Raw genomic sequence first — 20,430 nt, 5'->3', positions numbered from 1 at the left:
TAGCTCGTGTGGTTATGCGTGTTCGATACGGTGTTTGGCTATGCGACGCTTTCGCCCTTAACAGGGCTCTCGCCCGGTGCGGCGCGCGCCCTTAACAGAGCTCTCGCCCGCTAGATCATCGAGGATAGGGCAGTCCGGCCGATGGTCGCCGCCGCAGCAATGGGAAAGGTGTTTCAGCGTCTTCACCATGCCCTGCATTTCGGCGATCCGGCGTTCGAGATCATCGATATGGCTCGTGGCGATTTCCTTGACGCTGGCGCTCGATCGGCTCTTGTCCTGCCAGAGCTTTAGAAGCGTCTCGGTCTCTTCCAGCGAAAAGCCGAGCGAACGGGCACGCTTGATGAAGCGCAGCACATGCACCTCTTCCTCGCCATAGACCCGGTAATTGCTTTCTGTTCGGCCTTTTGGCGCAATCAGGCCGATCTGCTCGTAATAGCGGATCATCTTGGCCGAGACGCCGGATGCGCCCGATGCTTGCCCGATATTCATGCCTGATCCTCCGCCTTGAAGGTTTTCAGTCGCAGCGCATTGCCGAGCACGAAGACGCTCGACAGCGCCATGGCGCCAGCGCCGATCATCGGCGACAATGTCAGGCCGAAGGCCGGATAGAGGGCACCGGCGGCAACCGGGATCAGCGCCACATTGTAACCGAAGGCCCAGAACAGGTTCTGGCGGATGTTTTTCATCGTTGCGCGGCTGACGGCGATTGCCGAGACGACGCCGGTAAGTTCACCGCCGACCAGAACGACATCGGCGCTTTCGATCGCCACATCCGTGCCGGTGCCGATGGCAATGCCGATATCGGCCTCGGCCAGTGCGGGGGCGTCGTTGATGCCGTCGCCGACAAAGGCGAGCTTGCGGCCGTCGGCCCGCAGATCATGGATCGCCTCGACCTTGCCCTCGGGCAGCACTTCGGCAACGACCTTGTGAATTCCGACTTGGGCGGCAATCGCCTCTGCAGTGCGGCGGTTGTCACCGGTGACCATGACGACATCGACGCCCATTGCCTTCAGGGCGTGGATGGCCTCGACGCTTGACGGCTTCATCGGGTCAGCGACGGCTATGATGGCGGCAAGTTTTCCATCGACGGCGGCGTAGAGTGGGGTCTTGCCTTCGTCGCCGAGGTGTTTCGCGACGTCGGCGAATGTGTCGACTGAAGCGCCGAGCTTTTGCATGTAACGGTCAGCGCCTACCGCCACCTCATGGCCACCGACACGCGCGCGGATGCCGTAACCGGTGACGGAAGAAAAGTCCTCGGCGCTCGCGGCTTCAAGCCCCCTCGCCCTTGCAGCCTTGACGATGGCATCGGCGATCGGGTGTTCGGAACGAGCCTCGACGGCTGCGACCATTTCCAGAACGTCCGCTTCACCAAAACCTTGAGCGACAATGAGATCGGTCAGTTCCGGCCGTCCCTTGGTGACCGTGCCGGTCTTGTCGACGACGACGGTCGCCACATCCTGCAGGCCCTGCAGTGCATCACCCTTGCGGAACAATACACCGAGTTCCGCCGCGCGGCCGCCGCCGACGACGATCGAGACCGGAACGGCAAGCCCCATGGCGCAGGGGCAGGCGATGATGAGAACAGCAACGGCCGCGATCAGCGCATGGGTGATCTTCGGGTCGGGTCCGACGATATACCAGACGGCAAAGGTGATGACGGCGAGCGCTATGACCGCCGGGACGAACCACGCGGTCACGCGGTCAACCAGCGCCTGGATCGGCAGTTTTGCCCCTTGGGCCTGCTCGACCATGCGGATGATGCTGGCGAGCATCGTATCGCGACCGACCTTTTCAGCCGTAAACCGCAACGTACCCGTCGTATTGACCGTGCCGCCGATGACGGTGGCGCCTGCGGACTTTGCAACCGGGATCGGTTCGCCCGAAATCATCGATTCATCGATATTGGACTGGCCATCGAGCACCGTGCCATCGACGGGTATGCGTTCGCCCGGACGGATGACAACGATATCACCCGGAACGACATCTGCCGCTGGCACATCGATCTCGCGGCCATCGCGTTCGACGCGGGCGGTCTTTGCCTGCAGGCCCGCAAGCTTCTCAATCGCGGCACCCGTGCGGCCGGTGGCGCGGGCCTCCATCAGCCGGCCGAACAGGATCAGCGTAATGATGACGGTGGCGGCTTCATAATAAACATAGCGGGCGGTTTCCGGCAGCAGGCCGGGGGCAAAGGTGGTGACAAGCGAATAACCGTAGGCCGCCGCCACGCCGACCGCCACCAGCGAGTTCATTTCCGGATGACCGCGGAACAGCGCCGGCAGGCCTTTTTTGAAGAAGCGCAGGCCGGGCCAGAAGATGACGGCCGTCGCGAGCACGAAGTAGAGATAATAGAGGTTCTGTGTTTCGATGACGCCCATCAGCCAGTGATGGAACGGTTCATAGGCATGGCCGGTCATTTCCAGCACGAATAGCGGCAGGGTGAGGATGAAGGCGATCGCCAGATCCCGCTTGAGCGCTGCCTCTTCGCCCTGGTGCATGTGGGCGTGGTCGTGGGTGGAGTGAGACTTGTGATGGTGGTGAGCGTGGTCTGCGGCGCTGCCCCTCATCCGGCTGCCGCCACCTTCTCCCCGTTCTGACGGGGAGAAGGGATATGCCGCACCGTCTTCATCCACCGCGCCCTTGCGTGGGCCACGTCCCCTCTCCCCGTTCACGGGGAGAGGGTTAGGGTGAGGGGCAGCCTCCGGCGGAGCGGTTGTCACCACCCTTCCCGCCTCGCGCAATGCATGTTCCATCGCACCCGCAGGTACTTCATAACCAAGCTTGTGGATCGCTTTTTCAAGTGCCTGCGGATCAAACCCCTCGCCCGTTTCGACGGTAAGCTTCTTCGTCGCGAAGTTGACGGCGCTCGTCTTGACACCCGGCAGCTTGGCAGCGCCGGTCTCAACCCGGCGCACACAAGAAGCGCAGGTCATGCCCTCTACGGGAATGGTCAAAGGTTCGGCGATACCGGAATGGGTATGTCCAGGGTGCTGGTTCATGAGATGCGATCCTTTCGCATCCGCATGTAAGGCTTCCCATGATGGGAAGGTCAAGGACAGGACGGAATAATTCGCAGCGACGAAAACGCACGGGCCGAACTTCTGCCTAACGCCCGCCTTGCCCCACGCCCGGCGCGTTGAGGCCGGAGAGAAGAAGGACGAGTTCAGCCTGCCGGGTCGTGCCGGTTTTCTGCATGATGCGCTTAAGGTGCGAGCGCGCTGTCTCAAGCGAGATGTTAAGGGATGCGGCGACCATTTCCGGCGTATGGGCCATAGCAATGCCGCGCGCCACTTTGGCTTCGGCGGGCGTCAGATCGAAGAGACCGCAGAGAACCCGCATATCCGGCGGCCCGACCTGCCCAACCTGGGTGACTGAAAGCACAGCCATGGAGCGCGAGAAGATATCGCGTGCCGCGCGGCGGATCGGCAGAAGGTGCAGGATAAGAGGCGGCAGCTCATCGCGAGAAATTACCGGCACCGACTGGACGGTCGGCACCGCCTGCGCCTTGTAGCGCTCGATCGCCTCGTCGAGCAGTGCGCGAGCCCCCGGGCTTTCGAGCAGGATCTTGTCGCCGGCGCCAGTGCGGATGCGCGGCGAAAGTGCTTCAAGTTCCGGATTGGAGGCGAGCATCTGACCACCATCACCGATCACGGCGGCCGGAAGGCCCAGCATGGACAAGGTCTCCGTCATCGAGCGCGCTTCATTGAAGGCAAGCCTCGAGGCCATATAGGCAGCGCGCGCCAGATCCGGCTTCAGGTGATTGAGCTTGGCGATCTGCGCGTGGGAGAAATTGTCGAGCCCGGCCTTGCGCATCAGGGTGATCACGATCACATGGCCTGTCGGCTCCTGGAAGGCCCAGCCGGCTTCCCAGTCGATACCATGCGGCTTCAAGAACTCGCGCGCAATGATATCACCCTGCATCTCTTCCGGCGTCAGGATGTCGGAGGTGCGTACGAAGGAAAAGGGCGAAGCCTGCATGGCGCGCGCCGGGCGCGGGTTCTGAAATCTCAGATCGCTGGCAACGAACTTGGCGAACAGGTCGGCGATATTGGGGGTAGTGACGTAACGATGATTGCCGCTGGCATCGACTGTGAAGATCGAAGCGGTAGAAGACCCCGCCTCAATCGCCAGCCGCTCGCAAGTCTCCGTCCAGAGTTCGGGGACAAGGGCTGCCTCGTAAAGGCGATCTGCCAGAGTGCTTTGAGCATTCATCGAGTGAAATCACGGCTTTCGACAGTTGCAACGATACATATCAGCAGTTCAATAGACTATATATGCGCCAAACAACATAGATGAATGGCGCCTTAGTCACGCGGAATGCTTTGTACGGTATCGTACACCCGTGTCGGAAACCTGTGGTTTGCCTCGATTTAACGCTCAGACCCCACATGCAGCGGCCAGCTGACGACATAGTCTTCGAAATCGTCCACGTCGACCTCGACCTCGCTGACCGTGCGTCCGCGCGCCGAAATTCCCGCCTGATGTACTGTCTCCGGATCGCCCGAGACAAGCGGATGCCACCAGTACAGATCCTCGCCATCGCGAACCAGGCGATAACCGCAGGTCGGCGGCAGCCAGTGTATCTCGCGTACTTCCTGCGGTGTCAGCTGGATGCAGTCGGGTACGGTTTTCTGACGGTTGGGATAGTCGCTGCAGCGACAGGTCGTGCCGTCCAGCAGGCGACAGGCGACCGAGGTGAAGACCACATCACCCGTGTCCCAATCTTCCAGCTTGTTGAGACAACAGAGGCCGCAGCCATCGCACAGGCTTTCCCATTCGCCCGGCGTCAGCTCGTCGAGGGACTTCAGTTTCCAGAAAGGTACGTCGTTCATCATCACTTTTGCGGCAGTCGGATACAATTCGTGTCGGCCGCCCTTTTCACGTTGCGATTTTACAATCGCGCATCAACCAATTGTCAGCTAATGCTGATTAACCGTGGCCAGCTTATGCTCTTGATCGTTGTCAGGGGCTACGTCAAGCCAAACGCAAAAGCTAAAATAATGGCATTGCGGACGGGAGGAAAGATTGCAGGACGAACCCAAAGCACCCGAGGGCCGGCCGCGCAAGAAGCGCCACATCCTGCTGCGTGTCGACAGCTGGATCGATTCCACCGTCTGGAACCTTGGCTTCAAACTCGCCGAAGCCTGGGAAGAGATCACCATATTCTTCCGTCGTTTTCGCGTGCGTGGCTGGAAAAAACTCGCCTTCGAGGTGGCCGGCGAGGCCATGACGCTCGGCACGGCAGGCTTCGTCGTGCTTCTGGCGCTGGCACTTCCCGCCTTCGAAGAGACCAAGGAAGACTGGAAGAACCGCGGCGATTTTGCCGTCACCTTTCTTGATCGTTACGGCAATGTGGTTGGCCATCGCGGCATTATCCATGAAGACTCGGTGCCGATCGACGAATTGCCGGATCACCTAATCAAGGCGGTTCTGGCAACCGAAGACCGACGTTTCTTCGACCATTACGGCATCGACTTCATCGGGCTTGGCCGGGCACTGACGGAAAATGCCAAGGCGGGCGGCGTCGTGCAGGGCGGCTCGACGCTGACCCAGCAGTTGGCGAAAAACCTGTTCCTGACCAACGAGCGTTCGATCGAGCGCAAGATCAAGGAAGCCTTTCTGGCCGTGTGGCTGGAAGCCAACCTGTCGAAGAAAGAGATCCTGTCGCTTTATCTCGACCGCGCCTATATGGGCGGCGGCACGTTCGGGGCGGCTGCGGCTTCGCAATTCTATTTCGGCAAGAAGATCACCGATGTCAGCCTGGCGGAAAGCGCCATGCTGGCCGGTCTGTTCAAGGCGCCGGCGAAATACGCGCCGCATGTCAACCTGCCGGCAGCGCGCGCCCGCGCAAACGACGTGTTGTCCAATCTGGTGCAGAGCGGGCTGATGTCGGAAGGCCAGGTGATCGGCGCGCGGCGCAACCCGGCAACCGCGATCGACCGGGCCGACGTGAAATCTCCCGACTATTTCCTCGACTGGGCCTTCGATGAGGTGCAGCGGCTGGCCAAGGAAGGCAAGATCAAGGAACATTCTGTCGTGGTTCGCACCACTGTCGATATGGGCCTGCAGCAGGCAGCCGACGCGGCCATGGAATCCAGCCTGCGCGAGTTCGGCGAGGGCTACAAGGTCAAGCAGGGCGCCATGGCGATGATCGAGAACGGCGGCGCCGTGCGCGCCATGGTCGGCGGCCGGGATTATGGCGAAAGCCAGTTCAACCGCGCCACCAAGGCGCTGCGCCAGCCGGGTTCGTCGTTCAAGCTGTTCACCTATTCGGCCGCGATGGAACACGGCATGACGCCGGAAACGATGATTTCCGACGCGCCGATCACCTGGCGCGGCTGGTCACCGCAGAACTATGCCCGATCCTACAAGGGCCGTGTTTCGCTTTTGACGGCGATGTCGCAATCGCTCAACACCGTGCCCGTGCGGCTTGCCAAGGATGTGCTCGGCACCAAGGTGATCGTCGAAACGGCGAAGGCGATGGGGGTCGAGACGCCGCTGCGCATGGATAAGACCATTCCGCTCGGCACCTCGGAAGTGACCGTACTCGACCAGGCGACGGCCTATGCCGTGATGCCGGCAGGCGGTATGCAATCGCGTCGCCACGGGATCGAACAGGTTTTGGGTTATGGCGGTGAGGTTCTCTACGATTTCAACCGTGACGAGATGCCTGCCAACCCCGTGCTTTCGGAAAAGGCAATGTCGTCGATGAACCGCATCCTGACGCAGATCCCGGTGATCGGCACGGCGCGGCGCGCAGCGCTTGACGGCGGCATCGTCACCGGCGGCAAGACCGGTACGTCGCAGAGCTATCGCGACGCCTGGTTCATCGGCTTTACCGGCAATTACACGACTGCCGTCTGGTTCGGCAATGACGACTTCACCTCGATGAACAACATGACCGGCGGCGCACTGCCGGCGATGACGTTCAAGAAGCTGATGGACTATGCACATCAGGGCATCGAACTCAGACCCATTCCCGGCATCGAAAATCCGCTCCCGACGGGGAACCACAAAAAGGGCGATACGCCGGCCGAGCAACGCCAAGAGGATCCGGCACTGATGGCGTTGACGCGCCCGCGTTCGCTCTCGGGCGAATCGACCCGCGTTCTGAAGCAACTGGCACAGGCGCTGAAGGCGGCACCGCCGCTGGTGGCGGGTGTCGAAAAGGTTGCCGAAGCCACGAGACCCGCAGCAGGCCTGCGACAGGGTTCCGCCAGCGATCTACGCAAGGGAACGGCGATCGTCAGCCCTGTGGTGACGAATTCGATACCGTGAGAGGATCTACGCTCCCCACAGCGGAATGGCATCTCGGCATTTCCCCACAAAAGAATCAATGCTAATCCTCCCTGCACCGTTCTGCCGAGGACCCAGACTGCTCGTGTTCCGTGTTCCCTTTCTCGTCGCAATCGCGCTTGCCATCGCCTTCGGAGGCGGGATCTGGTCGACCCGGCTGGCGCTCGATGCCACGATCGGTTTCGGCGCGATCAAGCTCGGCTCCTGGGAAGCCTTCCCGGAGGCGCAGACGGCGGATGCGGATCCTTATGCCAAGTCTCACCGCGCCAATGCAGGCAAGCTTCTTTATGCCACGGCGGAAGGTTTGAGCTTCACGGCCACGACCGATGACAGCGGCGCAAGACTTTCCGGAAGCTGCACCTATCAGTTGACCGGACAGACGCCGACCGCGCGCTTCTGGACGCTGTTTGCAACAGGACCGGACGGCCGTCCACCGGCTGCGGATGCGGACCTGCCCTCTTCGCTCAATTCCCGCATGGTGGGGCGACAACCGGATGGTTCTCTCGACATCACGATCGCCTCGCGCGCCCGCCCCGGCAACTGGCTGGCAAGCCCTCAGCAAGGCCAGTTTCGCCTGACACTGACCCTGCTCGATACGCCGGCGGCCGGAAGCTCCGGCCTGATCGACCTTTCCATGCCGGCCATCCGCAGGATCGGATGCGGCAATGTCTAGGCTGTTCAGTTTCCTTTCGCTGCGACGCGACTTCCTGTGGCTGAAGATCCTGTTTGCGATCTTCACCGGGCTTGTGGGTGCAGCCCTGCTGCACCTGATCATCGTCTTTTCGCTGCCGCAGTTTTCCCAGCGGGACGCCTATACGCGCATCATTGCCGAGGGAGAGAGCCACCGCTTCTATCGTCTCGGCGAGCAGCCGGACCGCGCCGGGCTTTCCAAAGAAGACCCGATGATGGAGATGTCGGTCTGTTCATTCGACATAAGCGAAACACCGGTGAGACTGACGGCTCCGAACAGCGGTGTTCCGTTCTGGTCGCTCGGCGTGTTCGATGCTTCGTCCGACGAGATATTCTCGATCAACGACCGCACATCGGCGGATCATGTTCTGGATGTAGTCGTGGGAACGCCGGCACAACTTGCCGCTCTTCGAAAGAGCCTGCCGAGAGGCTTTTCACAGACCGTGCTGGTCGAGGCGCAGCAGACGGAGGGGTATGCGGTCTTGAGAAGTTTCGTGACGCATAAAAGCGTCGTTCCGGTCATATCGAAATTTCTCGATCAGGCGACCTGTGCTCCATTCCAGTGGAGAACCAGGGTCCAGTTCTAAGCGCGTCTCGATCGTCCGGATCCGCTCGCGACGCCTGGGTTCACCATATTCTTGCTTGCCCTGAAACCAATGCCGCCGCGCGTCTTTGCGCAGCATTCCTCAGTATCTCACAAGATCGGGTTTTCGAATTCACTTCTGTTCGATACGGACAGCGTGATTTTCGGCCTTGCGGTCCATGCGATCGTCAAAGCGTTCGTAACGCACGCCGGTGAACATCACGATCTCACCCGCAATAGCAAGGTTGGAAGCATCCGTCGGGCTCGAAACCTTTCGGCCTTTCCGATCACGCCATAGATTCATTACCACTATCTCTGCCATGCTCGTCTCCAATCAAGGGATCGAGAGGGATGAAGGCGGCTCTATTTCATCCTGCCCAACTGGGCCGACGCGCCCGTGCCTGCCCCGAAGGGTTCACGGACATCCGCGTCTTTCTCGTCAAAGCGTCTTTTTGCCAGACGCTGCGACATTTCACCTGCCCGTTCCGCCTGAACCAGCAGCTGCAGCAACAATCAAGTATACTGCCCTTTCCGGCTTTATTGCCGGCCATTGCCGAAATTCAGCCATAAGAGGGTTAACGAGATATTAACGCTAAAGTAGCGCCCGCTGGAAATCCGCTTTCAAGATCGGATCATTAACGCGGTGTTGCAGATTTGGTTCATTATCCGGGCCACAGAATTCAGATTTCTCTATTTATCCGCGAACGGCGCAGCGACCGAGGCCAGCTGGCGGGATGCGGACCTGTCGCCGGCCAGCATATCGGCTGTGGACAGGATGTCCCAAAACGAGCCGTCTTCACCAGACATTAACCCTATTGAGCCTAGCATCAAATCGACCTTGAGCGGGTGACGAAACCGGCGGAAACGCCGGCTGATACTGCCCGCCCACCGGGAGTTTCCAAGGTAAGGTAGATGACGTGTCGGCTGCCCTGCGGCGGCCAAACGCGTTTGTCGGCACCTCTGTTTGTATTGCGTTCGAAGAGTTTGCCCGTGACGAGTGAGTTTCGAGACCTTGAGAGACCGCAGGCGCTGCGCAGGAAGGACGTCGTGCTGATGGCAACGGTGACGAGCTTTGAAGCGCTGTCCCATCCGACGCGTTCGGAGCTGCGGCAGTTCGCCGAACTCTTCATGCCGATCTTTTCCGCTTCATCCGACGAGGCGCGCCGGCAGGCGGTCGCCGCCCTTGCGCAATCTCCCAACGTTCCTGCCGCCGTCGCCTTCTTTCTCGGTAGCCAGCCGATCGCCGTCGCAGCTCCGTTCCTGATGACATCGACCTGCCTCTCCGACGAGGCGCTGGTCACCATCGCCCGCTGCCAGGGCACCGAGCATGCGCGCGCTATCGTGAGCCGTGCCGCGCTCTCTCCGACAGTCATCGATGCGCTGGTAGGCCTGCGTCCCGATATTTCCCGGCAGGCCAGAAGCGCCACAGCCGAGCCCTATCCCGGTTCGGCGCCCGTGGAGATGCCGAGGGCGGAAGTCGACACGTCCATCGATACCGACAAACGTGCGCGTGAAGAAGATCTTCGCCGCCGGATCAAGCTGCTTGCCGGCCATGTGGAACGGGTCGAAGGCGATCGTCTCGGCCTGCGCAGCCTTTCGGAAGTGCAGGAAGCGCTTCTGGTGCGGTTTGCTCGCAACCGTGAAGCGACCTTTCTCGTCACCGCGCTTTCGGACATCCTGACGACCAGCCGCTGGCTGGCCGAACGTGTCCTGCTCGATCTCTCCGGCCGCCAGCTTGCCACCGTGCTGAAGAGCCTCGGCATGCAATCGGCGGACGCGACCTATATCCTTACCCGCCTCTACGGCCATCTGGCGGAAGCGACGGATGGCGTGTCGGAGGCAGAAAGCCTGTGGCAGTCACTGGACGAAGAAGAGTGCAATGCGCGTGTGGAAGCCTGGCGCAGGGCCGATCGTTATACCTATGGTGCGGACCAGGCTGCTTCCAGACTGTTTTCCGGCGCGGATACCGACACAACGCAAGCCGAAGCCTTTATCGAGGAGAGGTCTGTGCGTACCTCGGCCACGCTGCGCAGAAGCGCTTCCGGTTTCAGTATCCGCTGAGGATCAGGGATCCGGCTTTATCACCGGGAAGAGATCGCCGATGTCGTCGATCTCCAGCTCGACCAGCCATAGATCGGGATCGAAACGCAGTTCCCTGTCGAGCGCCTCGCGCATGAGATCCAGCTCGGCACGCTCAAGCCGCATCTCGAATTTACGGCTGCCGTCATCCTCACTTGAAAAGAAGTTCTGCGGTGCCGGAGCATAGAGGCTCTCCAGCCCGTCGCGAAACCGCTGCCGGATAAAGATCGCCCCCGCCGCGTCCGCCCCCTTGTGCTCGACCGCCGCAAAACCGCCGAGACCAAAGACGCGGCGGATGAGAGCGGAGACATAGATATCGGAACGGAGACGCATGGAGAGTGAATAGGATGGATTGGCGGCGGAAGCAAACGATGTGAAATGGCCACATCTTGACGGGTGACCAATTGGTCACATATTCATCTGCATGGATGATATCTTCAATGCCTTGGCACACCCGCTCCGGCGCGAACTTCTAGACCATCTCCGTGAACGAGATGGCCAGACGTTAAACGAACTTGGGCGTAATCAGTCCATTACCCGCTTCGGGGTGATGAAACATCTCAACATACTCGAAGACGCCAATCTCATAGTGACCCGCAAGATCGGCCGGGAAAAGCTGCATTACCTCAATCCGCTTCCCGTCCAGGAGATCGCGGATCGCTGGATTTCGCGCTTTGCCGCACCGTTTGCTCAAACGATAAACGACATCAAAGCTGTCGCCGAGAAAAGGGACGCAACCATGGCATCAGCAATACCGAAGCACATCTGGGAAATGTTCATTCGCGCCACACCGCAAGAGGTGTGGGCCCTTCTCACGGATGATGAGAAAACGCCGCTCTGGCAACACTTCAACATGACCTCACGAACGGAATGGGTCGTGGGCGGCGCCATCACATTCTTTGTCGGAGATCGCGCAATGATTGTCGGCAAGGTTCTGGAGATCGATCCTCCGCACCGCTTCGTACATTCCTTCAGCGCCCAATGGTCGCCGGATGTCGCTGTTGATCCGGCGTCGCGCGTGACCTGGCTCATCGAGGCTGTCGGGGAAAATGCCTGCAAGCTGACACTGACACACGACGATTTCGGCGGCGACACCGCCACAAGCAAGGCGGTTGGCGGCGGATGGCCCGAAGCCCTGTCGCGGCTGAAGACGCTCGCAGAAACGGGCGAGCCTTTTTACATAGCTGCTCCCATGCACGGATGATGGGGGCAACGAAAGGGGATCGGCAGAATGGCGTTTGCCCAATTGGCTGTCTTTAATACTGCCTGCTCGACGGCGTCTTCATCTTCTTGACCGCCTGAGCGACCGTCGGGGGTTTCCCCTCCCCTACAGCGCGCCGATCGCCTTCAGCTTCTGCAGCACGACCTCGTCGGGCTCGCCGGTTTCTGGCAGGCGGTAGTGTTTCTGGAAACGGCGGATGGCAGCCTTGGTCTGAGTGCCGGCGACGCCGTCGATCTCGACATCGGTATAGGCAATGTTCGACAGGCCCTTCTGGATCTGCAGCACCATCTGCGAGGCGGGCAGTGGATCGGATCGTCTGGCGGCGGTCTGTACGGGCGCAGCAGCGGCCCGGCGCGCGCCCGGAATTTCGGCCGGCGGCATCATGCCCGGCTGACGCTCGGAGGAGCGGATTGCAGCCGTGACCGGATCTTCGTTGCGGGCCGGAGCCTTTATCTGCTGGACGACAGGCTGGGTCGCGGGTCGAGCCGCAGTTCTTTGCGCCTCAGCCTTCGGCGCCTCGGCTCTGGATGCATCCGCTCTTGGAGCCTGGCGCGGGATCGGCAGCGGCGCGGCCGTGGCCTGTGCTTGGCTCCGACTTCCGGACTGCGATTGAAGAACGACCAGAAGTTCCGGCGTGGCTTTGCCGCGCTGCGGAAGGCCGGAGGCTTCCTCGAAGAAGAGAATGGCGCTTTCGGTACGAGGCCCCATCAGGCCGTCATCGGTGCCCTGATAGATACCGCGGCGCGCGAGCTCGCGCTGGATGCCTGCAACCAGCACCGCATCCGTCGTCGTGCCGGGCGCGGACTGCGCCGCCGGCGTCTGGCCTGCGATGATCGAGCGGATGTCGTCAGCGGGTGCTTCCACGGGTGCCGCCGCGGGTGCCGTCGTCACGGGCTGTGTCGCGGGTGAGGCCACCGTCTGTAGGGAAGCAGGCGGGCGGGCGGCGGATCTTTCAGGCGCAGTCTGCCCGCCTGCCGGCGCACGCTCGATCCGGAAAGTGGTCACGTCCGCGGGATCGGCCTGGCGAAACTGTCGATAACCGGCAAGCGCGTTTGGATCGTGAGCATCACGCGTGGCAAGGAAAGGGGCCGGATGGCCACCCGGCTGATACCAGAGCGCATTGGCTGCAACGAAGGAGAAAGCAACGATGAAGGTCGTGGCGTAAAGAGTGGCCTTGGGATTGCGGACGATGGCGCCGCCGATACCGCGTGCGGAACCGGTCGCGCCGTAAAGCACGGCGGAGCCCGTGCCCGCAAGGATGCGGGACGGAAGGCTTTGCTCCTTCGCTGTCCGTCGCCCCTTAGGCGCTTTTCGCTTCCGCGTGGTCATTTACACATCCCAGCTGAATTTCGGACCGCTCCATCGCGGCCCCTTCCATCATGGCCTTTTCATCCGAATTCTTCAACTGCACGGTCCTCAGCCGCGGCGGGAATTCCACCGTTTCCGCCATCGGCTCGTCGGCATCGGCCGTATCGGGGCCGCCCATCGGCAAGGTGATCGTCACGACGGTGCCCTCGCCCGGCTTGCTGGCAATCGCGAACGTGCCGCGATGGAGCGCAACCAGTCCCTTTGTCAGCGCCAGGCCGAGGCCGGTGCCTTCGTAATTGCGGCTATAGCCATTTTCCACCTGGGTGAAAGGCTGGCCGAGCGTGCCGAGCTTCTCCGGCGCGATGCCGATGCCGGTATCGCTGACTGTGACGACGAGATCGCGACCACGGACCGCAGCATCCATCGACACCACGCCGCCGCGCTCGGTGAACTTGATGGCGTTGCCGGCGAGATTGATAAGGATCTGCTGCAGAGCGCGGCGATCGGCCTGCACTTCCGGCAGGGCGCGGGAGACGCGCGCCGTCAGCGTGATACCCTTGTCGCGGGCCTGCAGGTCCAGCATGGCGCGGCAGGTCTCGATCGCTTCCGATGCCGCGAAGGGCTCGATCAGCAGTTCGTAGCGGCCGGCCTCGATCTTCGACATGTCGAGCATGGTATTGACGACGGAAAGAAGATGACCGCCCGACTGGCGGATAAGCCCGACATATTCGCGCTGGCGGTCGTTTGCCAGTTTGCCGAAATATTCACCAGCCAGCACGTCGGAAAAACCAAGAATGGCATTAAGCGGCGTGCGCAGCTCATGGCTGACGGCCGCAAGGAAGCGCGACTTCGTCTCGTGGGCGGAACGGGCCTCTTCCTGGCGACGCTCGGCCTCGCGCTTCAGCGCATCGTATTCGGAGACATCGCGCGCCTGGGCGATTACCTGGACAAGGCTACCCTCGCCGTCGCGGATGGCGGTAAAATCGAAACGGACGAGAACGAACTGGCGTCCATCGGCAACCGAAAACGTCTTCTGCACCCGAACGTCCGTCTCGGCCCGCGATGCGCCCTGGCGCAGCATGTCGAAAGCCTGGAGTAGCGCGATCTGATCCGAAACATGAACGCGCTCGGCGAGCGTTACGCCTGCGCAATCACGGATCGTTGCGGGAAACGAATGGGCATCACGGCCGCCGACCCTGTGCACATGTCCCTGGGCATCCAGCGACAACATCAGGCCGGGGCATGCATCGAAAGAAAGATCTTCACTGGCTGCCGGCTGCGGCAGCGGGCGGGGACGCGAAAAGGCGATCGCAGCGGCGACAAGGAAAGCCGAGGCGGCGATCGCAACACCGACAGGCAGCGCCAGAACCGGACGCAGCAGAGCGGTCAAAGCCATCGGGATCGCGACGAGCGATACGGCGGCGGTCAGCACCATACGGCGCAGCAGCGTGATGTCGGTTCCCCGAACCACTTCGCCACCAAGGCGCGCCAGCCAGCGTTCGGCGGTCTTGTCGACTACCTCAACAGCCTTCCCAGCAATGTTACCCAATACGCGCACTCAATACCCTGACACGAACTCGTTTTACGCGGTCACATTAGGCTTCCGCGACTTAAAGAAAGGCTAAGGATGCGCGATTCGACACTCTGTCAGAAGCCGGGTCTTCCGGCTTTGGCACATAATCGGACACCCATCTGCAATCGTAGTTAACGACAGGTAAGCGATGGATTTATCTCGATTTTTCGCGTGCTGTTAATGATTGTGGCAGAACGGGCCGGGCAAAACGCCTTGCCTTTCGAACCGCCGCCCCATTTATGCTTAACGGCATTCGCTAAAGTTTGAGACAAATGCCGCGCTGGACGGCGAAAATGCGGGGCGTGTGTCGATTTAGATCAAATTTTAGATAAATCCGAGCGGTCGCGTCAAAGGGGTATTTGCTTCCCCCCGGTACGGTGGTGTTCAAGAGCGGCACAGACCGACGCCCGGCAGAAATACTCTGCTGTGGAAAAACAAGTGGCGAAGCCGGACCCGAGGGTGGGACAGGCCAGGTCGGACGGAATAGGGCAATGTGGTTTCTGATCAAGGGAAGTATCTTCTTCGCAGCCGTGCTGGTGGTGCTTTCATACTTCAGCAACAGGCCGCTTGAGGTCAGCGAGGGTGCCGGCGCCGTACAGATGGGCGACGCAATCTCGGCTGCGACAGGTGCCTACAGCTATATTTCTGGTCTATGCGCCGAAAAGCCGGATGTCTGTGCAAAAGGCGCGGAGACGCTTTCCGTTCTCGGCGTGCGCGCTGCCGAAGGCGCGCATGTCGCCTTTGAACTGCTCGACAGCCATTTCAACAACAAGCCTGCCGCCAATCCCGCCGATGTGGCGCTGAAACAGGATCCCGAGCCGACGCCTTTCCCGGGAGATGCGGTCAAGACCCAGTCGATCGCCCCTTCCGCCCCGGTCCATACCGGTTCCGTGCCGCTGCCGCTGAAACGCCCCGCTCAATAAAACGGACCATTCCTTGAATTTTACGACTTGCGCCCGGCCCCACAGCCAACGGTTCCCGGCGCCTGACTGCCCGCCCTGAATTCAGCAACTGCTGACGCCGCAAGGAAGAAACTCCTTGCGGCGATTTTTTTGCATGGGATCCCGGCTTTCAGGACACCGCCACCCTGCGCGGCACTCGACCGATGGGTTGACCGGGCACGTTGCAAGGCGCCTGCGGCCGGCTATTGTGAAATACAACCGGGTCGGGCGCGGGATGATCGATGATTTACGAAGATGTTGCGGGCGGAAAGGAATTGCTGGCATGGTTTGGAGAACTGCCAACATTCCACGATGCCGAGATTATCAGCCTGTCCCTCAACAGAAGCGGAGCCAGCGAGCTGAAGATACATGGCTGGATCATGACCGATGCAGTCGATCCTGACGGGTTCATCAAACTCGACAAACATGCCATCGTGACCTTCACTCTGGAAGGCATGATGGACCTGCAACTGGATGGCTTCAGCGGTCAAAATGTAATCGGCGGGCTTTTGCTCCAGCGCGCGACCGATCGAGGCCGATCCGATTATTACGCACTGCCTCAGGATGAGCTTGATATCGAGATCGAACTTTTGCCCTGCTACGGCCTGGACGGCTTCATCCGGGCAAAGACTGTGGCGATATCCCTCGTTCCATACGAACAAGAGAAACGGGTTTGACGCCTTGAGGGTTTCGGTTGCGAAAGCTTGCACGCCAGCCGTTCAGCCAATTCGGAATGATGCGGGACGCCGCCGCACCTCTTGCCTGCATCTATTCAGTTTTTTCTGTTATCGGCGCGCAAAATACCTATATGGAGAAAACAGAAAAACACCGGACGAGACCATGGCAGAGCTTTCCCAGATCATCGACGACTTCGCCTTCCTGGACGAGTGGGAAGATCGCTACCGGTATGTGATCGAACTCGGCAAGGCTTTGCCCGACCTGCCGGAGGCGCAGAAATCGGCTGAAAACAAGGTGCAGGGCTGCGCCAGCCAGGTGTGGCTTGTAAGCCATGTGAAGGATGCAAGCGCCGATCCGGTGATGACATTCGAAGGTGATTCCGATGCCCATATCGTGCGCGGGCTCGTCGCCATCGTACTGGCCACCTATTCTGGAAAGCACGCCTCGGAAATCGTGGCGACCGATGCGATCGACATCTTCAACCAGATCGGGCTTGTCGAACATCTTTCCTCGCAACGCGCCAACGGACTGCGCTCGATGGTCAAGCGCATCCGCGAAGAGGCGCGTTTGAAAGCTGCTGCCTGATAGATCTACGACGACCCGCTGCTGCCGTAAGACTCGGCGGCGGGGCGAAAATCCTGCGTGCCCCAATGATGGCTGTGGCGCCTCTGCGCATGACGCGGCGGCGGGGCATAATGACGGGCAAGGGCAAGAAGCGCCGTCCTCAACATAAGCTTGGCGGAGCGCACGGGCCATTGCCGTTCCCGCTCAACCAGTTCCAGCCCCTTGCCGAAACAGCAGACATCGGCTGCTACACCCGAAAGCTCCGGTCCTATCGCCTCCATCGCGCGGCCGAAACGCCGGCGCGCTTCCAGCGCGCTTGTCGCGATATCGGCAAGGCCGCCCGCCTCGCCTTTGCCGCGCGAAGACAGGCGCGGCTCCCAGGACGAGGTGATACGCGGCTGCAACTGACCGCGAGTGAAATCATCCAGCAGCTTTTCGCCGGCGCCAAGCGCCTCGGAGGGAAAGAAAGGGGTGCCGGCCTTGTCCTTCAAGCGCGCCAGGCTGGAAAGCGGCGTATCATCGAGATTGCGACTGACATTTTGGCGCGCACCGTCGATTTCCACCGCCGTCCTGACGATCTCGCCATGCTGCCCGGCAAATCCACCCTCACCTTCCATCCCCGCTGCAGCAAGCGCGCGGCGCAGGAAGTTGCGGGCTTCGGCTGATGCCTGCACGAGGCCGGCTGCGCGAGTGACAAGGCCGAGCGAAACGGCTTGTCTCAGCACCGTCTCGGGATAACAACGACGCTCCTCGCCAAGGTGAACGGTACCGGCAGAGCCGTTCGCGATCACCAGCCCGGCCTTTCCGGCACTGACGGCGTGACGCACCAGGCGCGTGAGACCTTTGACGGATACGGCCCGCCCCGATGTTGTGGACGACCCCGGCTGCACTGAACGGTCACGCCTCGATCCTTCAGTCATGACCACCCTCGCGTCCGAAAAGGTCCGAGGACTGGAAGACTGCCGTCGCCATGCGTTCGATCGCCGAGACGAATTCGTCAAAGGCCAGATCGTCTCGCCGGTCTTCGACGACATGGCAGGCATGGCCGACAGTGGTGCGGTCCCTGCCGAAAGCCGCGCCGATATCGCTGAACGACATTCGCAGCGCCACATGGCAGACATACATGGAAATCTGCCGCACATGGCAGGAAGGCCGGCGCCGCTCGTTGCGCACCATCACCCGGTCGCTCAGAAGCGAGATCGTTTCCGCCGTGATCTGGCTGACGATACGGCAGACGATACGCGCAGGAAGGCTTGCCGGGTAGACGGGCTTAGCGTCGGCAACCAGAGGAACCGCACCTATATTGCAAGCAAGCGTATCGGAGCGTCTCCCGTTCGTCGGCCCCTCTTGTTTGGTCGAAGTCTCAAAAGGCATGACAACTCCTTCTTGAATAGGAATTAATTCATACACCTTCAGCGCTAACGGGGAATGTAGGCAAGAGCAGCTTCTTATGGAAACATTGATAACGCTTATATTTTTTTGATTTCTCTGTGCGGAAATAGGATTTATTTCCTCAATCCATCCCCGTTTTCTGTCAAAAAGCAGATCAGGACCAGCATTCGGACATGGGCCGGATGCGCAAAAGCCGAGCGACAGCCCGGCTTTTCGTGGCGCCTCAGGGCGCGCATTTTACCAAAGCAGACTGGCTACGAGAGATCACAGCCATTGCTCAAGCTTTGGTTTCCGACCCAATTCCATGTGCAGAAGCGCGCGGCAGTGGCTCACCACAAGGCGGCTCTCGCCCGAAGTGGCTTCTGGCTGGATTTGCTTTTGGCCGGACGAAGCCCGGCCAGTCTCTACAAATCAGTTACGGGTGCGCTTGCGGCGCTGACCGAGGCCCATTTCCTTCGCCAGACGCGAACGAGCTTCGGCGTAGGCCGGAGCAACCATCGGATAATCAGCCGGCAGGCCCCACTTCTCGCGGTATTCATCCGGCGTCATGTTGTAATGGGTCATCAGGTGGCGCTTCAGCGACTTGAACTTTTGACCATCCTCGAGGCAGATCAGATAATCGTCCTCGATCGACTTCTTGATCGGCACCGGCGGCTTCGGCTTTTCAACCGCTGCGACGACCGGGGTCGGGGAAGATGTGCCGCTCAATGCGGTGTGTACGTCTGCAATCAGGTTGGAGAGATCGCCGACGGGAACTACGTGGTTACTCACATAGGCAGCCACGATATCTGCGGTGAGTTCCACCAGCAGCTCGGGACCCTTGCCCAGTGCCATATCTGTCATTTCCGGTCTCCTGTTCGACTTATATACGGAGCCAGCCGCGACCTCCGCGGCTTCTTCCGTAGTCGAGCGATGGCGACGAGAACCCAACCTTCGCACAGCGTCCAAGGACAGAAGCCTACCCCTAAGCTTCCTGCGAGAAAAACGGATCGTCACCAGATGCTGCATGTAGCCTCCGTAAACCGCATATTCGTCCAGTTTATCCGAAGCGGCCTTATCAAGGCCGATCTAATTCAGATAAATACGCGGTAAAACGTTAGTCTACAACAGCATCATTGCTCTACTTCTATTCAATTATCACTACAATCAGGAAAGTCCAATTGCGAAATCTAGTAATGCCGAGTGGTTTCTCAACGAATATCGCATATTTCTGACATTTATTGCTGGCAATAAGGCGATTTTACAATCATCGCGCGCTTATAAATACCGTCTGAAAAATATTATTCATTGTTGACCACTGGCATTTCGTTGCAGACAGACTGATTCGCCATTGAATATCCCGCCTTCAACGACGCCATAGCCAGCAAATGCGCAGATACCGGGGCTGTCAGCACGAAGAAAAAGAAGCCGGCGAGTGCCCGTGCAAGCACCGCGATATCGCCTGATTGGAGCCCAACGGCGAGCAGTAGCAGCCCCGAAGCGACCGTCCCGGCCTTGGATGCCGCATGCATCCTTGAGTAGATGTCGGGCAGCCGGTTGAGACCGATTGCCGCAACCAGGGCAAATGCCGCGCCGGCAAGGATCAAAGCAGAAGTCAGTATTGCCAGAACAAGCTGCATCACTTCCCCTTTCCCGGCTTGGGCGATTTGACGGATGGGGCCGATTTTTCCGGCTTTACTGGCCTTACGGGCTTGCCGGAGCGTTTCGAAGCCGACTTGCTGTCGCTATCGACGATCTTCTTCGTCGAAACGTTGCGCGCCTTGCCGCCGAGTTTGCTGACCTTTTCTCTAGGCCCGTCCGTCAAAGTGGCGCCGGCCTGCCCTGCTGCACCAGCGAGAATGAAGCGAGCGAAAGCGACAGTTGCCAGAAAGCCGACAAGGCCAAGTGCTATGGCGATATCAATGTAGAGTGTAAAGCCGGTCCGGATGGCGATCAGGGCGATGAAGCCTATGACGATGCCCACCAGCATATCGAGCGCCACGACACGATCGGGCAATGTCGGACCTTTGACCACCCGCCAGACCGTGAGCAGGAAGGCAACGGCGAGAACGGCAAGCGCAATCCAGATCGAGGCATGGAGGATCGCCTGCTCAAAGGTCATGCCCGA

The 20,430-nt window shown here is 60.3% G+C and carries 22 protein-coding genes and 1 pseudogene; 10 read left to right on the top strand and 13 right to left on the bottom strand.

What is annotated here, in order from left to right:
* Window positions 1–57: 57 nt before the first annotated feature.
* The 4 genes from cueR to JZX87_RS05910 form a co-directional block, all read right to left on the bottom strand.
* The gene (cueR, locus tag JZX87_RS05925; RefSeq protein ID WP_206824480.1) at window positions 58–489 is read right to left on the bottom strand and encodes a Cu(I)-responsive transcriptional regulator; all 432 of its coding nucleotides are present in this window, start codon (window positions 487–489) and stop codon (window positions 58–60) included.
* A complete protein-coding gene (locus JZX87_RS05920; protein WP_206824472.1) occupies window positions 486–2,996 on the bottom strand; it encodes a heavy metal translocating P-type ATPase in 2,511 nt (836 codons plus the stop codon). Before JZX87_RS05920 ends, cueR begins: the two co-directional genes overlap by 4 nt.
* A gap of 106 nt (window positions 2,997–3,102) precedes the next feature.
* Complete coding sequence (locus tag JZX87_RS05915; RefSeq protein ID WP_206824471.1) at window positions 3,103–4,209, bottom strand: helix-turn-helix transcriptional regulator; 1,107 nt, start codon at window positions 4,207–4,209, stop codon at window positions 3,103–3,105.
* A gap of 158 nt (window positions 4,210–4,367) precedes the next feature.
* Entirely contained in the window at window positions 4,368–4,829 is a 462-nt protein-coding gene (locus JZX87_RS05910) for a YcgN family cysteine cluster protein (RefSeq protein WP_206824468.1), read from the bottom strand.
* A gap of 193 nt (window positions 4,830–5,022) precedes the next feature.
* Here JZX87_RS05910 and JZX87_RS05905 point away from each other — a divergent pair, with 193 nt between their 5' ends.
* The 3 genes from JZX87_RS05905 to JZX87_RS05895 all read left to right on the top strand — a co-directional run bounded on the left by JZX87_RS05905 (window position 5,023) and on the right by JZX87_RS05895 (window position 8,570).
* The gene (locus tag JZX87_RS05905; RefSeq protein ID WP_206824466.1) at window positions 5,023–7,275 is read left to right on the top strand and encodes a transglycosylase domain-containing protein; all 2,253 of its coding nucleotides are present in this window, start codon (window positions 5,023–5,025) and stop codon (window positions 7,273–7,275) included.
* 103 nt (window positions 7,276–7,378) lie between these two features.
* Window positions 7,379–7,966: a DUF1214 domain-containing protein gene (locus JZX87_RS05900; protein WP_148143911.1), complete on the top strand. Its 588-nt coding sequence runs from the start codon at window positions 7,379–7,381 to the stop codon at window positions 7,964–7,966.
* The gene (locus JZX87_RS05895; protein WP_183822706.1) at window positions 7,959–8,570 is read left to right on the top strand and encodes a DUF1254 domain-containing protein; all 612 of its coding nucleotides are present in this window, start codon (window positions 7,959–7,961) and stop codon (window positions 8,568–8,570) included. Before JZX87_RS05900 ends, JZX87_RS05895 begins: the two co-directional genes overlap by 8 nt.
* A 129-nt stretch (window positions 8,571–8,699) precedes the next feature.
* Here JZX87_RS05895 and JZX87_RS05890 read toward each other — a convergent pair whose 3' ends face one another.
* Window positions 8,700–8,888: a hypothetical protein gene (locus JZX87_RS05890; RefSeq protein WP_206824464.1), complete on the bottom strand. Its 189-nt coding sequence runs from the start codon at window positions 8,886–8,888 to the stop codon at window positions 8,700–8,702.
* 29 nt (window positions 8,889–8,917) lie between these two features.
* On the opposite strand from JZX87_RS05890, the gene JZX87_RS05885 reads away from it, so the two are divergent.
* Both JZX87_RS05885 and JZX87_RS05880 read left to right on the top strand, forming a co-directional pair.
* Window positions 8,918–9,136 carry a hypothetical protein gene (locus JZX87_RS05885; RefSeq protein ID WP_206824463.1) on the top strand — a complete coding sequence of 73 codons (219 nt, stop codon included), beginning with the start codon at window positions 8,918–8,920 and terminating at the stop codon, window positions 9,134–9,136.
* A gap of 420 nt (window positions 9,137–9,556) precedes the next feature.
* Window positions 9,557–10,627, top strand: coding sequence for a DUF2336 domain-containing protein (locus tag JZX87_RS05880; RefSeq protein ID WP_206824461.1), 1,071 nt, complete (start codon window positions 9,557–9,559; stop codon window positions 10,625–10,627).
* A gap of 3 nt (window positions 10,628–10,630) precedes the next feature.
* Here JZX87_RS05880 and JZX87_RS05875 read toward each other — a convergent pair whose 3' ends face one another.
* Window positions 10,631–10,978, bottom strand: coding sequence for a DUF1491 family protein (locus tag JZX87_RS05875; RefSeq protein ID WP_206824459.1), 348 nt, complete (start codon window positions 10,976–10,978; stop codon window positions 10,631–10,633).
* 91 nt (window positions 10,979–11,069) lie between these two features.
* Here JZX87_RS05875 and JZX87_RS32000 point away from each other — a divergent pair.
* Together JZX87_RS32000 and JZX87_RS31995 are read left to right on the top strand one after the other, a co-directional pair.
* Window positions 11,070–11,378: pseudogene (locus JZX87_RS32000) on the top strand (ArsR/SmtB family transcription factor); the annotation flags it as partial.
* A gap of 6 nt (window positions 11,379–11,384) precedes the next feature.
* Window positions 11,385–11,849, top strand: a complete 465-nt coding sequence (locus tag JZX87_RS31995) for an SRPBCC family protein (RefSeq protein ID WP_502711301.1) — start codon at window positions 11,385–11,387, stop codon at window positions 11,847–11,849.
* Between the two features lie 123 nt (window positions 11,850–11,972).
* Here JZX87_RS31995 and JZX87_RS05865 read toward each other — a convergent pair whose 3' ends face one another.
* Both JZX87_RS05865 and JZX87_RS05860 read right to left on the bottom strand, forming a co-directional pair.
* Entirely contained in the window at window positions 11,973–13,196 is a 1,224-nt protein-coding gene (locus JZX87_RS05865; RefSeq protein ID WP_206824455.1) for a peptidoglycan-binding domain-containing protein, read from the bottom strand.
* The gene (locus tag JZX87_RS05860; protein ID WP_206824445.1) at window positions 13,168–14,733 is read right to left on the bottom strand and encodes a sensor histidine kinase; all 1,566 of its coding nucleotides are present in this window, start codon (window positions 14,731–14,733) and stop codon (window positions 13,168–13,170) included. Before JZX87_RS05860 ends, JZX87_RS05865 begins: the two co-directional genes overlap by 29 nt.
* A gap of 506 nt (window positions 14,734–15,239) precedes the next feature.
* On the opposite strand from JZX87_RS05860, the gene JZX87_RS05855 reads away from it, so the two are divergent.
* From JZX87_RS05855 to JZX87_RS05845, 3 genes are all read left to right on the top strand, one after another.
* The gene (locus JZX87_RS05855; RefSeq protein WP_148143920.1) at window positions 15,240–15,671 is read left to right on the top strand and encodes a DUF5330 domain-containing protein; all 432 of its coding nucleotides are present in this window, start codon (window positions 15,240–15,242) and stop codon (window positions 15,669–15,671) included.
* Window positions 15,672–15,931: 260 nt separating this feature from the next.
* Complete coding sequence (locus JZX87_RS05850; RefSeq protein WP_206824443.1) at window positions 15,932–16,366, top strand: Imm50 family immunity protein; 435 nt, start codon at window positions 15,932–15,934, stop codon at window positions 16,364–16,366.
* Window positions 16,367–16,529: 163 nt separating this feature from the next.
* On the top strand, window positions 16,530–16,952 hold the full coding sequence (locus JZX87_RS05845) for a SufE family protein (protein WP_148143922.1): 423 nt from the start codon (window positions 16,530–16,532) through the stop codon (window positions 16,950–16,952).
* 5 nt (window positions 16,953–16,957) lie between these two features.
* Here the strand turns inward: JZX87_RS05845 and JZX87_RS05840 are convergent, their stop codons facing one another.
* The 5 genes from JZX87_RS05840 to JZX87_RS31245 form a co-directional block, all read right to left on the bottom strand.
* Window positions 16,958–17,851: a DUF6456 domain-containing protein gene (locus JZX87_RS05840; protein ID WP_286194173.1), complete on the bottom strand. Its 894-nt coding sequence runs from the start codon at window positions 17,849–17,851 to the stop codon at window positions 16,958–16,960.
* Window positions 17,844–18,305 carry a helix-turn-helix domain-containing protein gene (locus JZX87_RS05835; protein WP_343062385.1) on the bottom strand — a complete coding sequence of 154 codons (462 nt, stop codon included), beginning with the start codon at window positions 18,303–18,305 and terminating at the stop codon, window positions 17,844–17,846. Before JZX87_RS05835 ends, JZX87_RS05840 begins: the two co-directional genes overlap by 8 nt.
* Before the next feature lie 429 nt (window positions 18,306–18,734).
* Complete coding sequence (locus tag JZX87_RS05825) at window positions 18,735–19,166, bottom strand: Ros/MucR family transcriptional regulator (RefSeq protein WP_148143923.1); 432 nt, start codon at window positions 19,164–19,166, stop codon at window positions 18,735–18,737.
* A gap of 437 nt (window positions 19,167–19,603) precedes the next feature.
* The gene (gene mnhG / locus JZX87_RS05820) at window positions 19,604–19,945 is read right to left on the bottom strand and encodes a monovalent cation/H(+) antiporter subunit G (RefSeq protein WP_148143924.1); all 342 of its coding nucleotides are present in this window, start codon (window positions 19,943–19,945) and stop codon (window positions 19,604–19,606) included.
* Entirely contained in the window at window positions 19,942–20,424 is a 483-nt protein-coding gene (locus JZX87_RS31245; protein ID WP_286194194.1) for a cation:proton antiporter, read from the bottom strand. Before JZX87_RS31245 ends, mnhG begins: the two co-directional genes overlap by 4 nt.
* Between the last annotated feature and the right edge of the window lie 6 nt (window positions 20,425–20,430).

It is taken from the genome of Agrobacterium sp. Ap1, from assembly GCF_017313375.1.
Lineage (GTDB): Bacteria > Pseudomonadota > Alphaproteobacteria > Rhizobiales > Rhizobiaceae > Neorhizobium > Neorhizobium cellulosilyticum.
Note: the sequence above shows the minus strand (reverse complement) of the source record. Positions and strands in the feature narration are given on the sequence as shown.

What these genes read in the sequence shown, in the direction of transcription:
- JZX87_RS05855 (WP_148143920.1), top strand. Translation starts at nt 15,240, where the DNA reads ATGTGGTTTCTGATCAAGGGAAGTATCTTCTTCGCAGCCGTGCTGGTG.
- JZX87_RS05910 (WP_206824468.1), bottom strand. Translation starts at nt 4,829, where the DNA reads ATGAACGACGTACCTTTCTGGAAACTGAAGTCCCTCGACGAGCTGACG.
- JZX87_RS05865 (WP_206824455.1), bottom strand. Translation starts at nt 13,196, where the DNA reads ATGACCACGCGGAAGCGAAAAGCGCCTAAGGGGCGACGGACAGCGAAG.
- JZX87_RS05835 (WP_343062385.1), bottom strand. Translation starts at nt 18,305, where the DNA reads ATGCCTTTTGAGACTTCGACCAAACAAGAGGGGCCGACGAACGGGAGA.
- JZX87_RS31995 (WP_502711301.1), top strand. Translation starts at nt 11,385, where the DNA reads ATGGCATCAGCAATACCGAAGCACATCTGGGAAATGTTCATTCGCGCC.
- JZX87_RS05840 (WP_286194173.1), bottom strand. Translation starts at nt 17,851, where the DNA reads ATGACTGAAGGATCGAGGCGTGACCGTTCAGTGCAGCCGGGGTCGTCC.
- JZX87_RS05845 (WP_148143922.1), top strand. Translation starts at nt 16,530, where the DNA reads ATGGCAGAGCTTTCCCAGATCATCGACGACTTCGCCTTCCTGGACGAG.
- JZX87_RS05885 (WP_206824463.1), top strand. Translation starts at nt 8,918, where the DNA reads ATGAAGGCGGCTCTATTTCATCCTGCCCAACTGGGCCGACGCGCCCGT.
- JZX87_RS05890 (WP_206824464.1), bottom strand. Translation starts at nt 8,888, where the DNA reads ATGGCAGAGATAGTGGTAATGAATCTATGGCGTGATCGGAAAGGCCGA.
- JZX87_RS05915 (WP_206824471.1), bottom strand. Translation starts at nt 4,209, where the DNA reads ATGAATGCTCAAAGCACTCTGGCAGATCGCCTTTACGAGGCAGCCCTT.
- JZX87_RS05875 (WP_206824459.1), bottom strand. Translation starts at nt 10,978, where the DNA reads ATGCGTCTCCGTTCCGATATCTATGTCTCCGCTCTCATCCGCCGCGTC.
- JZX87_RS05850 (WP_206824443.1), top strand. Translation starts at nt 15,932, where the DNA reads ATGATTTACGAAGATGTTGCGGGCGGAAAGGAATTGCTGGCATGGTTT.
- JZX87_RS05825 (WP_148143923.1), bottom strand. Translation starts at nt 19,166, where the DNA reads ATGACAGATATGGCACTGGGCAAGGGTCCCGAGCTGCTGGTGGAACTC.
- cueR (WP_206824480.1), bottom strand. Translation starts at nt 489, where the DNA reads ATGAATATCGGGCAAGCATCGGGCGCATCCGGCGTCTCGGCCAAGATG.
- JZX87_RS05920 (WP_206824472.1), bottom strand. Translation starts at nt 2,996, where the DNA reads ATGAACCAGCACCCTGGACATACCCATTCCGGTATCGCCGAACCTTTG.
- JZX87_RS05895 (WP_183822706.1), top strand. Translation starts at nt 7,959, where the DNA reads ATGTCTAGGCTGTTCAGTTTCCTTTCGCTGCGACGCGACTTCCTGTGG.
- JZX87_RS31245 (WP_286194194.1), bottom strand. Translation starts at nt 20,424, where the DNA reads ATGACCTTTGAGCAGGCGATCCTCCATGCCTCGATCTGGATTGCGCTT.